The organism is Rhodopirellula halodulae, from assembly GCF_020966775.1.
Classification (GTDB): domain Bacteria; phylum Planctomycetota; class Planctomycetia; order Pirellulales; family Pirellulaceae; genus Rhodopirellula; species Rhodopirellula halodulae.
In genome coordinates this window covers 595,222-610,275 of sequence record NZ_JAJKFV010000011.1, presented here as the reverse complement: position 1 = coordinate 610,275, position 15,054 = coordinate 595,222, and the positions used below count along the sequence as shown (strand labels likewise).

Annotated in this window: 11 protein-coding genes; 2 read left to right on the top strand and 9 right to left on the bottom strand. The window is 56.0% G+C overall.

Annotated features, from left to right (window positions below; genetic code table 11):
- Nucleotides 1–842 precede the first annotated feature (842 nt).
- Nucleotides 843–2,291 carry a PP2C family protein-serine/threonine phosphatase gene (locus LOC70_RS10880; RefSeq protein ID WP_145295115.1) on the top strand — a complete coding sequence of 483 codons (1,449 nt, stop codon included), beginning with the start codon at nt 843–845 and terminating at the stop codon, nt 2,289–2,291.
- Here the strand turns inward: LOC70_RS10880 and LOC70_RS10875 are convergent.
- The 6 genes from LOC70_RS10875 to LOC70_RS10850 form a co-directional block, all read right to left on the bottom strand.
- Nucleotides 2,283–2,954: a GNAT family N-acetyltransferase gene (locus LOC70_RS10875; RefSeq protein WP_145295118.1), complete on the bottom strand. Its 672-nt coding sequence runs from the start codon at nt 2,952–2,954 to the stop codon at nt 2,283–2,285. The genes LOC70_RS10880 and LOC70_RS10875 overlap by 9 nt on opposite strands.
- A 19-nt stretch (nt 2,955–2,973) precedes the next feature.
- Nucleotides 2,974–3,249, bottom strand: coding sequence for a hypothetical protein (locus LOC70_RS10870; protein ID WP_145295121.1), 276 nt, complete (start codon nt 3,247–3,249; stop codon nt 2,974–2,976).
- Between the two features lie 134 nt (nt 3,250–3,383).
- Nucleotides 3,384–4,763 carry a hypothetical protein gene (locus tag LOC70_RS10865; RefSeq protein WP_196784624.1) on the bottom strand — a complete coding sequence of 460 codons (1,380 nt, stop codon included), beginning with the start codon at nt 4,761–4,763 and terminating at the stop codon, nt 3,384–3,386.
- Nucleotides 4,764–4,877: 114 nt separating this feature from the next.
- A complete protein-coding gene (locus LOC70_RS10860; RefSeq protein ID WP_145295124.1) occupies nt 4,878–8,393 on the bottom strand; it encodes an efflux RND transporter permease subunit in 3,516 nt (1,171 codons plus the stop codon).
- An 11-nt stretch (nt 8,394–8,404) separates the two neighbouring features.
- Nucleotides 8,405–10,528, bottom strand: a complete 2,124-nt coding sequence (locus LOC70_RS10855; RefSeq protein ID WP_145295126.1) for an efflux RND transporter periplasmic adaptor subunit — start codon at nt 10,526–10,528, stop codon at nt 8,405–8,407.
- Between the two features lie 277 nt (nt 10,529–10,805).
- The gene (locus LOC70_RS10850) at nt 10,806–11,360 is read right to left on the bottom strand and encodes a hypothetical protein (RefSeq protein ID WP_196784625.1); all 555 of its coding nucleotides are present in this window, start codon (nt 11,358–11,360) and stop codon (nt 10,806–10,808) included.
- Nucleotides 11,361–11,493: 133 nt separating this feature from the next.
- Here LOC70_RS10850 and LOC70_RS10845 point away from each other — a divergent pair, with 133 nt between their 5' ends.
- Nucleotides 11,494–13,164, top strand: a complete 1,671-nt coding sequence (locus LOC70_RS10845; protein ID WP_007326683.1) for a TolC family protein — start codon at nt 11,494–11,496, stop codon at nt 13,162–13,164.
- A 53-nt stretch (nt 13,165–13,217) separates the two neighbouring features.
- On the opposite strand, the gene LOC70_RS10840 is transcribed toward LOC70_RS10845, so the two are convergent.
- From LOC70_RS10840 to LOC70_RS10830, 3 genes are all read right to left on the bottom strand, one after another.
- Nucleotides 13,218–13,913, bottom strand: coding sequence for an RNA polymerase sigma factor (locus tag LOC70_RS10840; RefSeq protein ID WP_230253601.1), 696 nt, complete (start codon nt 13,911–13,913; stop codon nt 13,218–13,220).
- A gap of 118 nt (nt 13,914–14,031) precedes the next feature.
- Nucleotides 14,032–14,541 (bottom strand): hypothetical protein, encoded by a 510-nt coding sequence (locus tag LOC70_RS10835; protein WP_145295139.1) that lies wholly within the window; start codon nt 14,539–14,541, stop codon nt 14,032–14,034.
- 102 nt (nt 14,542–14,643) lie between these two features.
- Nucleotides 14,644–14,988 carry a hypothetical protein gene (locus LOC70_RS10830; RefSeq protein ID WP_196784629.1) on the bottom strand — a complete coding sequence of 115 codons (345 nt, stop codon included), beginning with the start codon at nt 14,986–14,988 and terminating at the stop codon, nt 14,644–14,646.
- Nucleotides 14,989–15,054: the final 66 nt, after the last annotated feature.

The following is a 15,054-nucleotide window of genomic DNA, read 5'->3' as shown; positions in this document are numbered from 1 at the left end:
TCGGGCACGGCTGCTGTGACAGTGATCCTTTGCACGAATGTCCCGCGATGGGATCGTGCGAGACGAAGGTCTGGTTGCCGCCGAGAACTTCCACCAGCGATCTGACGCCTCGCGGTTTGGACCGCAGTGACTTCTTACGGATTGACTGGAGGACGGAGTCGGTCGCACTCGTGCGGTCGGTCTCGTTGGTTCATCCTAGCTCTCTGATTGATTGGCACATTCGTCTTCAGATTTAGCAGTCGTCTCTGCTTCGACTTGCGAAGCCAGACCAAGTCAAAAATGAAGATGTCTCTGTTCCCCAATCGGTGCATGTCGATGTCGGCTGCGCCATCAATCCTGGAGTTTCCAAAATGTTAGCGACTGTATTCCCTGCTGTTTTGTTTGCCGTTTCGCTGGTCCCTGCTGGTGATGTTGGCACCGCCGCATCGGCTGAGCCGACGTGTTGTGCCAAGCATGCATACTGCTGCACCGTCCAAGCGGCGTGCTGTGGAAAACAAGCGGAAACGACAGCAACCACTGACGAAGTGGCCGGCGCAACTTCTCAACCCACCTGCTGTGCCAAGCGTGCCTATTGCTGTTCGGTAAACGCACGATGCTGTGGGAAGCACGCTGGAACGAACGCGGCAACCAGCGACATTGCCAGCTCGGCAGGTAAACCGACCTGTTGTGCAAAGCGAGCGTACTGCTGCAGCGTCGGTGCGGCCTGCTGCGGAAAAGGATCGGTAAGTGCAACGGAAGCAAAATTGGCTGAACTCAGCTAATCGCGTCTGATTCCGTTCGATCTCATATCGGCCGGACGAGCCTAAAAAACTCGCCCGGCTTTTCTCTGTTAGGTTGCCGTGATGGAAGCGTTCAAATACCGATGGCATCAGCTGCCGATCAGCCGGCAACTGCTTGTCCTCGTCAATGCGATTCTCTTTGGGTTTGTCGTTCTGTTTCTTCTCGTTGACTACCGCGTGAGGATGGATCGGCATTTGAACGAGAAGCAGATCGCGTTGACCGAAGAAGCGAAAACGATGTACGAATCGCTGTTGGTCGCTGAACCTCACGGCGGCGAGGCGATTCAAAATCTGGTCGACAACGTCTGCGCTCGAATGAATACTGACGATTCGCCCGGTCACCATATTGCTGCGGATTGGCGAGGGCTTCCGTACCAAGCTGTCTCGCATGGGCATGCTTCCGACGAAATGCTCCTGGCAATGCGGTCGGCTGCTGATTCAACCCTCTCCAGATCAAACGCTACCGGCGCGCTCGTTGTCGGGTCTTTCACTGGATCAGCGGGCACGGTCTACATTTCAGAGAAACGTTCAGCCGTTGTGGGCGCAACACGCCGCTCGTTGTTGATCCAAATGTTCGGAGTCCTATTGCTGGGAGGGATTACTGCCTTCGTGGTCAGCGCGGTACTGCGGCAATTGATCGCCAAACCAATCCAAGGTTTCGTTTCGGCGCTGCGGAGTGTTGCCGCCGGAGACCTAAGCGTGATTGCACGTACGCGAAGCTGTCGAGAACTGAGTTATCTCGCCGATCAAATCAATTCGATGACCGAGGCTTTGGATCACGCTCAGCGCGACCATCGCGTTCACATGGAAAAGGCACGTCAAATTCAACAGAACTTACGACCGACGGTGAATGGATTGGTTGGAATCGACGTCGCCGAATTGTTCGAGCCGGCCGACGATGTTGGCGGTGACTACTACGACGTGATTCCATTGTCTGATGGACAATATCTACTTTGCGTCGCGGATGTGTCGGGTCATGGAGTGCCGGCCGCGATGGCGGCGACATTGCTGAAGGCGTTTGTGTCGGAAGCGGCAAAGAAATCGTCCAGCCCTGCCCAGATTCTGACAGATGTCAACGAGCGATACTGCGAGTACGTGATGATGGGACACTTTGCGACGATGACGCTACTGGTCGTTGACCCAAAAAGGCGACAACTGACCTACGCCAATGCAGGCCATGAATTTCCGTTCTTGCAGATTGGACGCGAAACACCGGTGCGATTGAATGTGGGCGACCTGATCTTGGGCGTCGAAGAGGATACCCAATACAACGAAGATACAATCCAGCTCGGTGATGCGGCCCGTTTAGTCATTGTTAGCGACGGAGTGACTGAAGCGTTTGACCCGAGTGAAGAACAGTACGGAACCGAGCGGATTGAGCAGTTGATGAACACGGTCAAACGCTGCAACGCTCGGGAACTGGTTGAAGCGTTTGAGTCGTCCATCGAAACGTTCCGCAAGGGGCGCAAGGCCTTCGATGACACCACGCTGTTGGTGGCTCAGTTAACTTGAATGGGCTGCGGTATCGTCGCCGAGATATCGTCCGATTGTGAATCCAACATCTTTTGAAAGCGTCGGGTAGGTTGATCGACTGAGTGGTCCGATGCGAAAGAACGATGCTTGGCCGACTTTTTGGAATTGCATTCGCTCGACCGCTCGCAGGGCGTTGTGGTTCGATCCTTCGGTCGTCAGCACCAGGTGTCGGATGCCGTCGCGTTGCAATTCGTCGGCCATCCTGCTCAAGATCGCCGCGTACAGTCGTCGTCCTCGGTAGGCAGGAAGCACCAAGACTTGGAATACGAAAGCGGCTTCGTCGGAGAGTTGGATTGGCAGACCAGTTTCGGGCTTGCCGTCGTGGTTCATTTCACCGGGTATGTTTCCAAAGGCGACCCAAGCGAACCCGGCGAGCGAATCGGCTTGAAAGGCTGCAATGCATTTGGCTGCGCCGGCGTCCAGCATTTCCAAGTCCCGCTCTGGGATTGCGTAATCCAACTCGGATGCGTGTTCTCGTAGCCGTTTGGATGAACACGAACCAATCGTGTAGCTGTCAGGCGTCGGCGTTCGCGGCATCGTGTCGATCGGCGACTGATAGAAGTGACTGACGTTCGCGATCGCAAAACGACGGACCACTCGATACGCCAACCAACGTATCGAGCGTGTAGATTGAGACTTCATGGTAGAACGTGCTCCTGCGTTAGTGGCAACAGCTTTCGCCGCCTGATGAGGGACGCTGCGAAACTGAAGTGGGAGCGGTTGTGAACGAATTTGCTGCGGGCGGTTGATAGTCGGTGTCGAAATCAACCCTCGTGTCGTATTGAATGTTGGCGGCAGCTTGCTCGGCGTATTGCTGAGCGGTCATTGCCGGTTCGTCTTTTCGATTGCCCAGCCAGGGCAGCGAACGGCATCCGGCGGATAGCGAGAGGGGCAAAACGAGCGCTGCGGTTGCGCAATATTTCCATAGCGATTTCATGACGACGTCCTTGTCGTAAGTTGAAAACAAAAAGGCAGGGACGGCGTGGTGACGTCATCACTTGCGTGAATCAGCCGCGACACCGCCCCCGCGTGAGTCAGATCGAAAGCGAGCAGTTCTCGCTCCCGAGTTGATTAACGAATCAATGGAGCATCAACTCCTTGAGACTTCAGAACAGCCAACCACTTTTGCGGCTCGGCCGCAATCTTCTTCGCGCATCCAGGGCAACAGATATAGATCGCCTTTCCATCCGCATTGACTTTGTATGGCCCACCCATCGCATCAAGCGGTTCGTCCATCACAGGACATTTCTTTTGTGCGGCAATGAACGGCGCATCGGCAGAAACGACCTTGAAGATGCCTTCCCGAACTTGTTCGGTACCTGCGGGAACGGACGCTTGATTACCGCTGCCGTAAACCATTGCCAAATACTTCGCTGGCTCTGCCTGAATCTTCTTGATGCATCCTTTGCAGCACAGATAGATCGGCTTATCGCCGACCATCACCTTGATCGGTATACCCATGCCACCAAGTGGTTCATCCATGACGGGGCAGGTCTTCTGGGCCGCAATGGCCGCTGCGTCGGCTTGGGTTGAGGTCGAGACAGTGATCTTTGCCGTCGTCGTGGCAGCAGGCTGGGCACTGGCTTGCGTGCCGTTGCCATAAACCATCGCCAAATACTTCGCGGGCTCGGCCTGAATCTTCTTGATGCATCCCTTACAGCACAGATAGATCGGCTTGTCACCAACCATCACCTTGATCGGTGTCCCCATGCCGCCGAGCGGTTCGTCCATGACGGGGCAAACCTTCTGGGCGGCAATGGCTGCTGCATCAGCTTGGGTCGCTGTGGTGACCGTGATCTGCGGGCGACCGGCGGCATACTTAGCCGGGTCCGACTTGACCGCGCCCACACAGCCTGCACAGCAAACGTAGAGCTTCTGTCCGTTGACATCGACGGCGACGGGATCACCCATGCTGCCGAGCGGTTTGCCGCTGACGGGACAGATCTTTTGTCGTGCGATCGCCGCGGCTGCCAGTTGTTGCTCGCTGGCCGGAACGGTGGCGACTTCGTTGAAAGAGATTGTGCTGGCCGCAATACCGACCAATTGCACATCGACGTCAATCTGTCGACCAGCGATTTGCGACAAGTTCACAGGAGCAGTCAACGCTCCTTTGCCATCGGGTAACAGGTCGTAGCGATAGCGTTTCGCATTGCCTTCGACTCGTACCGAAACGGCACCGCGTCCCCGGTCAACCGAAACCGGCTGACCAGCGCGGTCATAGACGAACATTTGCAGCCCGCCTTGTGAAACAATCGTTTCGATTTGCAGGTTGCCGGTTTGTTTCAAACTGCCGCCATGCGGCCCTGCTTGCGTCGCTTCGCGAGCCTGCGTCATGCCGGGCATCACGTGGTTGTGCCCAGCGTGATTGTGCTGCGATTGAATCGTCTGCCCAAACACGCCCGATGTGGACATCGCGAGTGAGAAAGCGGTGATGATGAGTGTTCGTTTCATGGGAGAACTCCGTTGTAAAGTTTCAGGACACCGTCCGTTGGGTCCGTCGATCTTGGTGAGGTTGATTGATTGGATGCCTGAGTCGTGAATTCCTTCACGGTCAAACGAAAAGTTTTATGCCGCTTTCATGAGTTCCTCCTCCGGCATCGCTTCGGTGCCTTCCCAAAGCTCGTCTTGAAATCCGAAACGCATTTTCAATTCCAGGTAGCCGCAATAGAGCGTCGGCACAATAAACGACGTGAACGGTTCAGCTAACATGCCACCGAACACGGGAATCGCCATCGCTCGGGCGACGTCAGCACCACGGCCTGTCGCAATTAACACTGGAATCAACGCGGCAAGCGTCGTCACCGTTGTCATCATGCAAGGTCGAATGCGTTTCAGTCCAGCTTCGTAGACTGTGTTGCGGATATCTTCGACCGTTTCGACTTTACGTTTCTTCAGCAGTTGATGGATGTAGGTCGCCATCACCACGCCATCGTCGACGGCTAGTCCGAACAACGCGATGAAGCCAACCCATACTGCCGTATTGAGTTCGACGCCCATCGTTGCCACTGCAATCATGCCACCAGCGAAGGCGACGGGGATACCGGAGAACACGGCCAACGAAATCGAGAGGTTTCGGAACTCCATGTAAAGCAACATCAGATTGATGCAGATCACCATCGGAATGATCCACATCAAACGCCTGTTGGCTTCGATCTGATTTCGGAAGCTACCAACGGCCTCGAGAGAGTATCCCGCTGGCAGCGATAACCGATTCGGGTCCGACGGAGGCAGCGACTGAGCCTCGCGGAGCTGTTCTTCGATCGCGGAGACGGATTCCAAATCGCCCTTGCTGCCATTGGTCATGAAAGAAACGTGAGCGACCAGTCGGCCATTCTCACTGTTGATTGCACCCGGCCCCCAAGTCGTTTCCAGCGTCGCGAGTTCTTCGAGCGGTACGACCGCCCCCGAATGTGTGACGACGGGTAAGCGTTTCAGGCCGTCGATCTGTTCGCGGAGGTCGCGGTTGTAACGGAGCCGCACTGGATAACGCTCACGTCCTTCAACGGTCTTGATTAAATTCATCCCGCCGAGTGCGGTCTCGATGACTTGGTTCACCATCGACGAACTCATCCCGTACCGCGATGCCGCCTCACGATCGACGGTGAACTCGACGTAGGGTTTGCCAAGCACGATATCGGGATTGACGGTGCCGGCGTTGATCAGCGGCGACTTCTTCAGCTCAGCGGAGACATTCATGGCCGCGTCAGCCAACTCGTCGAGTTCGTTGCCGTAAACTCGAATGGCCATCGGTGCCTTGATGCCAGACTGCAACATCACGACTCGGCCCTCGATCGGTTGTAACGCCGACGCGGGCGTGACACCGGGCAACGTGGCGACTCGGTTGATTTCGTCCCACACGTCGCGAGCCGTGACGCCTTCTCGCCACTCGCTTTCGGGTTTGAGCATCACATAGGTTTCGACCATCGCGGCCGGCGCGGGGTCGAGTGCCGATTCGACGCGACCGATCTTGCCAAGCACATCTTTGACTTCGGGAATCTGGCCGATCAAAACATCTTGCGTCTGCAACACTTGCATCGCTTGCGAGAAACTGGCTGCCGGGTACAGCGTCGGCATGTAGAACCAGCTTCCTTCGTCTAGGGCGATCCAGTCGTCGCTCTGCAACCCCGTAAAAACATGCTTGGCATCGACGTAGCCGGGAAAGTCATTCAGATCGGCACCGAACAAGTTGGCGAACTTTTCGACCGGACGGAGCACGGTTGGCATTCCGACGTAGGCACCCACGCCGATGATCAACAGCATCAACGGAAACGAAAGCGCAACCGCTTTGTGGTTCAGGGCGTATCGCAATCGGGCTGCGTAAATCCAACGAACGAAGCGACTGGAAGGAATCTCTTCGATTGGCCGAATCCGCTCTCGCAGCAATTGCCAACCGGCAATGAATCCGATCACTGCGGCGACGGTGGTCACGATCCAGGTTTCCAAGCCGAATCGCTCTGCGAGTCGTGACCCCCAAAGGAAATGCGAAGCCACACCGAGAAGTCCGGCCAGCGAAACGCCAGCGAGCAAAGCCGCACTCTTGCGACGCACATTGCTTCGCAGCATCAAACGGCACAGTGCCGGCACAATCGTGACGGCGGTGATCATCGCCGCAGCAATCGCAAATGTCTTGGTGTAAGCCAGCGGAGAGAACAGCTTGTAATCGCGACCGGTCAAAAAGAAGACCGGCAAGAAACTGACAATGGTTGTCGCCACGGCGGTCACGACGGCCGGTGCGACTTCAACCGTTGCCTCGTAGACGACTTCCGTGCGAGGTTGTTTGATCCGAGCCTCTTCGCTACCAGACTCCCAATCCGAAAGATGCTGGTAGATGTTCTCCGAAACAATGATCGCCATGTCGACCATCGTGCCGATCGCGATCGCGATCCCCGCCAGCGACATGATGTTCGCTCCGACGCCGACGAACCGCATCGCGATGAACGACATCAGCACGGCTGCCGGCAAACAGATCGCGACAACGAAACTGCTGCGGATGTGCAATAGAAACAAGAGGATGATGATCGCCGTGATGATGATCTCGTCGCGTAACGCATGTGTCAGCGTCGCCATCGTCTCGTCGATCAGTCCGCTGCGATCGTAGACGCCATGAATGGTCACTCCTTGTAGCGATGGCGTTATCGCGGCGATCTTGGCTTTCACGCGGTCGATGACGACTCGAGGATTTTCGCCGTATCGCATCACGACCACGCCGCCAACTGCTTCGGCTCCGTTGTAATCCAATGCACCGCGACGAAAATCAGGGCCAATCTGCACATTGGCAATGTCGCGGACGCGAACGGGAACTCCGTCACGCTGCATGATGACGGTGTCCTCGATGTCCTCAACCGCTTTGTCTTTGTCACCGCCAGAGCCGAGGAACCCCTTGCTGCGGACGATGAACTCCATGCCGGTCGTTTCGACTGTCTTAGCACCGACGTCCAAATTCGATCCCTTGATCGCCATCGCCAACTTGTCGAGCGATACGTTGTGAAAGCGAAGCTTGTCGGGATCGACTTCGATTTGATACTGGCGCACGTAACCGCCGATCGACGCGACCTCGCTGACCCCTTCGACCGCCTGCAATTCGTACTTCACAACGAAGTCTTGCATGCTGCGAAGTTCCGCCAGCCCCATGCCTTCCTCGGGTGGCTGAAGCGTGTAGTAGTAAACCTGTCCCAATCCGGTCGCGTCCGGGCCAAGTTGTGGCACGACGCCATCGGGCAACTGTGACGCGGCACTGCCGAGTTGCTCAGAAACTCGGCTGCGTGCCCAGTAAAAGTCAATTTCGTCCTTGAACGTGACCTGCACAAAGCTGTAGCCGAACATGCTCTTGCCACGCACCGATTCCGCACCGGGAACAGCGAGCAACGAAACGCTCAGCGGATAGGTGACTTGGTCTTCGATGTCCTTTGGCGAGCGACCCGGCCAAGGCGTCAACACGATGACTTGGTTCTCGCCAATGTTGGGAATCGCGTCGATCGGAATCGACTTGAAGCTGACCCAGCCAGCGACGCTTAGACCAATGGTCAGCAATACCACCAGCCAAGGTTCTTTAACGCAGAAGCGAATGATTAGATTAAGCATGGTTCGTCTCCTTATTGCACCGTGCGCGCGATTGAGGGAACCATGCCCGCGGGCATTGCCATATCACGAACTACTTCGCCGCACGTCAGCATCTCGCTGCCCCAATATGGGTTCTGCAAGTCGCCGCCGGGCTGCATCCAGTCGCCACCGCCGCCGGGAACCATCGGGCAGTAATAGTGCGTCAACTTCACAGCCGTCTTCGGCCCGCGAGCCACCGTGGCCGCTCGCAACATTGCGTGACTGACACCGCGATAGGCCTCGCGAGCCGTTTCTAACGAACCGTCCATGCGTGACGCCGCGCGGCGAGCAGTTGCGAACCGCCGTTGAGCTTCATCGGGAACATTGGCCAACATTTCCAGTTCGCGGAGACCTTCGATCAGCGTATTCAACGCAACGGGCGGAGGCGTTTGGTCGGCCGCCATTGCGCATTGGATTTCAAAGTACGCGTCGTAGGTTCGATCAAGCGTTTTGCCAGCGTCGCTGGCCAGCATGACAGGAGTAGTATTGGGAAGTTCCAGCGGTCCCGGCGAATAGCTCGGTGCTTTCGTCGGGTCCATCAACGAAGGATTGCCGGCGAGCTGCATTTGTGAGTCGATCAGGAAATTGCCGCCCGTCGCAACCGTCTCACCAGCCGAAAGTCCTTCCACAATCACCGCTTCTTTGCGATTCATGGGACCGACCGCAACTCGGCGAATCTCAAAACGTCCCGGTTCGGTTTCGACGTAGATCACGCTGTTTTCACCAGCCAGAAGCACGGCATCGCGCGGAACGGTCACGACTTGTTGCATCGGCAAGGGTTCTGATGCGAACCCAAGCTGCGACGTCGGCACCAAATCCATGTCACAAAGCGGACACTTACCGGGTTCGTCGCGGATGACTTGCGGGTGCATCGGGCTGATGAATTTGTTCGCCAGTGCCGGATCGTAAACTTGGTCCATTGGGATCGCCGGCACGGTCACCCGAGCAGTGGCATAGTCGCCCGGTCGCAGCTTGCCGTCGAAGTTCATGATCTCGACACGGACGCGAACCGTTCGCGTCTTCGGGTTCACGGTGGGGTCAATGAAAGCGACGCGGCCCGTGAATACTTCGCCCGGCATCGACTGAATTTCCGCTTCAACTTGTTGGCCGAAACGAACAGCCGATGCGTCGTCGGGGAACAGATCAAGCATCAGCCAAACACTGCTTAGGTCGGCTACACGGTAAAGCTTGTCTCCCGTTTTCACGTAGTCGCCCTCAACCGCTGACTTTTCGATCACGGTTCCTCTCTGCGGTGACTTGATGCGGATGCGCGACATTGGTTTACCCGACTTCCCCAACTGCTCGATCTGACTTTCCGTCATCCCCAGTTCCGTCAAATTTTCCCGTGCCATCTTGTTCAAATCGCCGCCAGAGATTTGAAAGCGACCAATCTTGCCATCGCTGTTCATGCTGGTGATGAATTCGGTTTGAGCGGTGTAGAGCTGCGGGCTGTAGATCAATGCCAGATCATCGCCTTCCTTGACCTTCACTCCGGCATAGTTCGCGTACATCTTTTCCAAGCGGCCGTCGATGTAGGCACTGATAGTCGATAGTTGGCTTTCGTCGTAGTCGATCGAGCCGATCGTGCGAATGGTGCGATTGACTTCACCCATCTTTGACATCGCGGTTCGAATGCCGACCAATCGTCGCGCCGATGATTCAATCGTGACCGAGATGCCGTCGCCGCCTCCACCTCCAGTTGCTTCAACCAGTTCCATCGCACACACGGGACACCGTCCGGGTTCCGTCGACGGTGGCGTACACATCATTGGACAGATGTATCGCTTGTCTTCGCCACCGCCGGATTCTGCAACGGATTCGCCTTGGCCCCCGGAAAAGCCATCCGCAGTCAGCCACTTCGTTCGCTGTGCGACACCGAGCAGAAAAAATACGAGTCCGACTACGACGACGACCGTTGATGCTTGCACAGCAGTGCGCACCAGCCACTTCATCCCGCCATCACTTTGCGGTGGGGTCGGCTTGGCTTCAATAGGCGTGGTCGTTTCTTCGGCCACCGCTTCCACTGGCTCGCTATCGGTCGGCGCATCCGTATCCACGCTGCTGACTTTATCGTCAACGTCGGCTTTGTTGGGTTCGATTGGTTCGTCCTGATTCATGACAGTTCTCGCGGCGTTTTCCGGCACGCGTTTGTGGTTCCATCCACGAACGTCAGCTCAAGAGGTGACTGGCCGACGACGCGACGGAGGGGATCGCATCATCGACCAGTCATCGCCTCCAGGCTGTGACCGGTTCATTGTTTTGGTGACGCGATCAAATCGCGTAGGGATTGCATCTGGATAGACTTCATTCGGAACGAGCGCGCAGCATCATTCGCGTGAAAGCCAACTTGAAAACGAAGAGCTACGAGCGCGCAGCTCTCCTATCGAGACGACGCTAGATGCGCCAGATGCAAAGAAACCGCTGAGAGAAATGCGGTGAGTGATCGCCGATCGGCAATCGTGACATCAGTTGATCTGGACGAATTGAAAGTCCAGCCTCGGATGCAACGTGATCCAAGTACGCAATCACGACCAAATCACGAACCTGAGGAACAGGTACGCGATGTGGTGCCGGTGCTAGCGGTTCTGATCGAATGCCACACATGCACGATGACAACGCAAATTGGTCTTGAACCAATTTCTCGTCGTCGGATTTCGGTGGCTCGGGCACGACATCAGAAATTTCACCGAACAGGTCGTCGTGCTTTGATTGTTCGCCTTTCTTCGTGCAGCAACTGCTGGCGTCTTCTTCATTGCCGCTACAGCAACCGCACAGTTCGCCGTCCGTTTTCACTTCACAGCATTTGCAAGCGTGGCAGACCGTCTCGGCCTCGCAGCACTGACCTTGAGCACATGTTCCCTGCGCAGCCACCAACGCCATCGGCTGAATCACCATTGCAGCGATCAGACAAAGATTAACGGCGGTGCGAATTAGGGGGAAGTTGTTCACTATGGCCTTCCGAAATAGATACCCATGCCCGGTATGTGAACTGTATCGGAAATCTGGCCGAAAAGTTCAATAGGAATCACCCGGTTAGGCAAACTTTGACTTCTTCAGTGTAACGGAACAGGACGGAAATGCCATGGATCGGCAATATTGGACACCTGCTACGAAACAAACCAAGCGAATATTGCTTGGTGCACTGATCGCCGCCTCCATGTCCGGTTGTGCGACCCAAAGAGGCGTCCAAATTGCCTCGGACACCCAAAAAGCGACCTCATTCGTCGCCGCTGAAACAGTCTCAACGAACACGCGGCCGGAGGCAATTGCCTATCGATCTGTCGAAACGCCAGTGCAATTGGCTGGCTTCAACGATGGCATGGTCGTCGCCTCGCCCGCCGCGTTCACGCTGCCACAAGACAACGACGGTGAGCTGGGATTGGACAGCGAAGAGGCAGATGTATCGAGCCGCAGCTTCAGCGACTTCCTGCAATTGGATCCACCTGAAGAAGATGGGGAGAGGGGGAGTCAGGGAGATGGGGAGAGCGATGAAGATGAAGTTCGAAACACCGACTCCCAGACTCCCCCTCTCCCAGACTCCCCCACTCCCAGCTCCCCCACCGCCCCAGTCGAGTTCTTCGTCAACGAAGCACTATCGCGGCACCCGAAAATCCTTGCCGCACGACAGCGAGTCGCCGCCGCATCAAACGTCATCCCGCAAGCCAAAGCACTTCCCGACCCAACGTTCAACAACACGTTCTGGCCGTTCCATGACAACGCGTTGCAAACCGCAGGCGGTCGTGTCGGAAATCAGATGTCGGTTAACCAGAAAGTCCCGTTTCCCGACAAGCTAAAAACGAAAGCCATCATTGCGAGTCGCGAAGTCCAGATCGCTCAAACCGAAGTCGACGGAATCGCTCGCGAGATCACTGAGTCCGTACGACTGGCATACTACGAAGTCTGGTTTGCCACACGTGCGATCGCGATCATCGAGGAAACCAAAGACCTCGTCGCTGACTTGACTGACGTTGCCGAAGCCCGCTACCGCAGCGGTGGTTCGCAACAAGACGTGCTGCGCGCTCAGCTTGAAACCGATCGCCTCGACGAACAACTCATCACGCTTCGCAGACAAAAGCAAGTCGCCCAAGCCGACCTCGCAACGCTGCTGCAACAACCTGTTGACTTGCTTCCCGAAGCAACGGATGAACTCGGTATCACTGACACGCCCCAGCAAATTGAAGAATTGATCGCGTTGGCCGAACAATGCAATCCAAAACTGCGGGGTCTTGCGTGGGAAATTCAACGCGACCGCGACAAGGAACGCTTGGCGTGTTTGCAGCAGTATCCTGACTTCAATGTCGGCCTCAGCTGGGGATTGATCAGCGACGGTCACGATGTGATCAGTCCTGTCGCCAACGGGAACGACAACCTGAGCATCAGCTTTGGGACGACGCTGCCGATCTGGCGGGAAAAGATTAACGCCGGCATCCGCGAAGCCGCTCACCGACGCAGCAGCACCACCCGTCGCCTCGAAGCCGAACGCGACGAACTCTACGGAAAGATCCGTCGCCTGATCGTTCAAGCCGACGCATTGGCGGAACAACGCGATATCTATGAAAACCGCATCATTCCCCGCACCGAAGGCACACTTGAACTTTCGATCGCCGACTACCGTGGCAAACGCACGGACTTCTTCACGCTGATAGAAACCTACCGCGAGCTCTTAATGTTCGAGACCCAACTCGCCCGCATCGACGCTACGCTAGCCGGCACGATCGCCCAGTTGGATCGCACTGTAGGTTGCCCTCAATAAGAAGTAGGGGTGTTGGGGGTGAAGGAGAAGGGAGAACACAACTCGCTCCTCCCTCACTCCCGACTCCCATCTATCAACCTCCGCAATTCACGCCGTGCCCGGTTCAACCTCGATCCAACAGTACCTTCGGGGATGTCTAGCGTCTGGGCGATCTCTTGGTATGACAGACCGCTCTCTTCTTTGAGCGTGAAGATCGCCCGTAGTTCCGGATCGAGTTGATCGAGTGCCTGGCGTACCATCGCGACTCGTTCGTCTTGCTCAATGTGGTCGGTTTGGTCAGCGGTCGGCTCGACCACCAGTTCTTCGGTCCGCCGATGTTTCTCGCGGCGCAGATGTTGCAATGCCTCGTTGGTGGCCAGTCGATACAGCCACGTTTCAAACTTCGACTCGCCACTGAATTGATCGAGCTTCGTAAACGCTCGGACGAAAGTTTGCTGCGTTAAGTCATCGGCGTCCTGCTGACCGACCATCCGAACCATCAAGCGAAACACACGATCCGACGTCGCCTGGTAGATCGAGCGCAACGCAGAACGATCTCCAGATATCGCAGCGGCGATTGTCTCGGAGGCGATCGTTTCGGTCGATTTGCGTTCATCGGGCTGGCCCATTGAAGAAGTTATACCAATACCCACCGGGGGTACCAATGCGGCTGGTCGCCGGGCAGGATTGCATTGACTTGAGAGCGGCTCTTGTTGTCTATCATGATTTCGTCGTCTTTTGTCTATTACGAAAAGCGGCTCCCGACCCAACGAGGGCTAGTCGTATGATGGGTCGGGAGCCTTGCCGTCTACGGTGAGACACCGCACACGACTGGAGCAAATTGTTTAATGCTCAATTGGTCAATTATCAGTTGTGGATTTCACGTTCTTAGTGGTCATGATCGTGATCATGCGAAATCTTGCCTGTGTAGGATTTGCCTTCGATTTGCACGATGACCGCACCTTCGGCCTCGGCTTCGAGCCACTGGTCCATTTCGGCATTGGTCGAAGCGAATCGTGACGACTTGCCAGCTGCGTCTTCGCCTTGCGGGTCGGCGGGAAGCTCGAACGACTTCACTTTGCCATCATGCTTTAGGCTGACCGTTAGCTTTTCGGCTTCGATCGCGACCGGCTGCGTTGCCGAACCATCAAGGACATACATGGCGACCGCTCCGGTGCCGTGCATCATTTCGATGTGGAACGCTTCTTTGCCTAGTTCGACCAACTCGCCGCCGTGGGGTCCGTGCTCGGGATGCCCATCCATCTCAATCATCGGTGGCATTTCGTCTATCTCGACAGGGCCAGATGCTTCCGGAGCTTCGGAGACCTGCACGTCCTTCTTTGAACATCCGAGAAGAGTGAAGCAAGCGAGGGTCAGAGCGAATAGATGAATTTTCATTTTGGATACCGATGAGAGGATGGGGATGAGCGGATGAAAGTCAGGGAATGGAATGGGGGATAGAACGAAGTTCCCTATCCCCCATTCCCAATTCCGCGATTCTTAGTGAGCGTGTTTGGTCTCGAAGCCGAGCTTCTTTAACCATGCTTCCCACTGGTGAGCTTCTTCGTGGCTTTTCAACGCCATCTGCTGCCACTTTGGACAGCGGTAGTTGACGTCCATGTGTCCGCCGTGCGAGCCGACTTTGACTTCGCAGCGAAGTTTCTTCAGTGTGCCGACCAACTTGTCCGCCTTCTCGCCTTCGCTGTGTGTGGTCTTCCACTTCTCCAAGCGATACGACACCAGTTCTTTGGCAGCCGTGTTCGGCTCAGCGGCCTTCGCCAACATGCCACCCAACGAAATCGATGCGACCAAAGCCGCGACTGCAAACATCCGTAAATTCAACATTTCAAATCCTCCGTGGAAACCTTCTCAAACAGAAAACATCACTCCGGCAACGCACCGGAACAAACA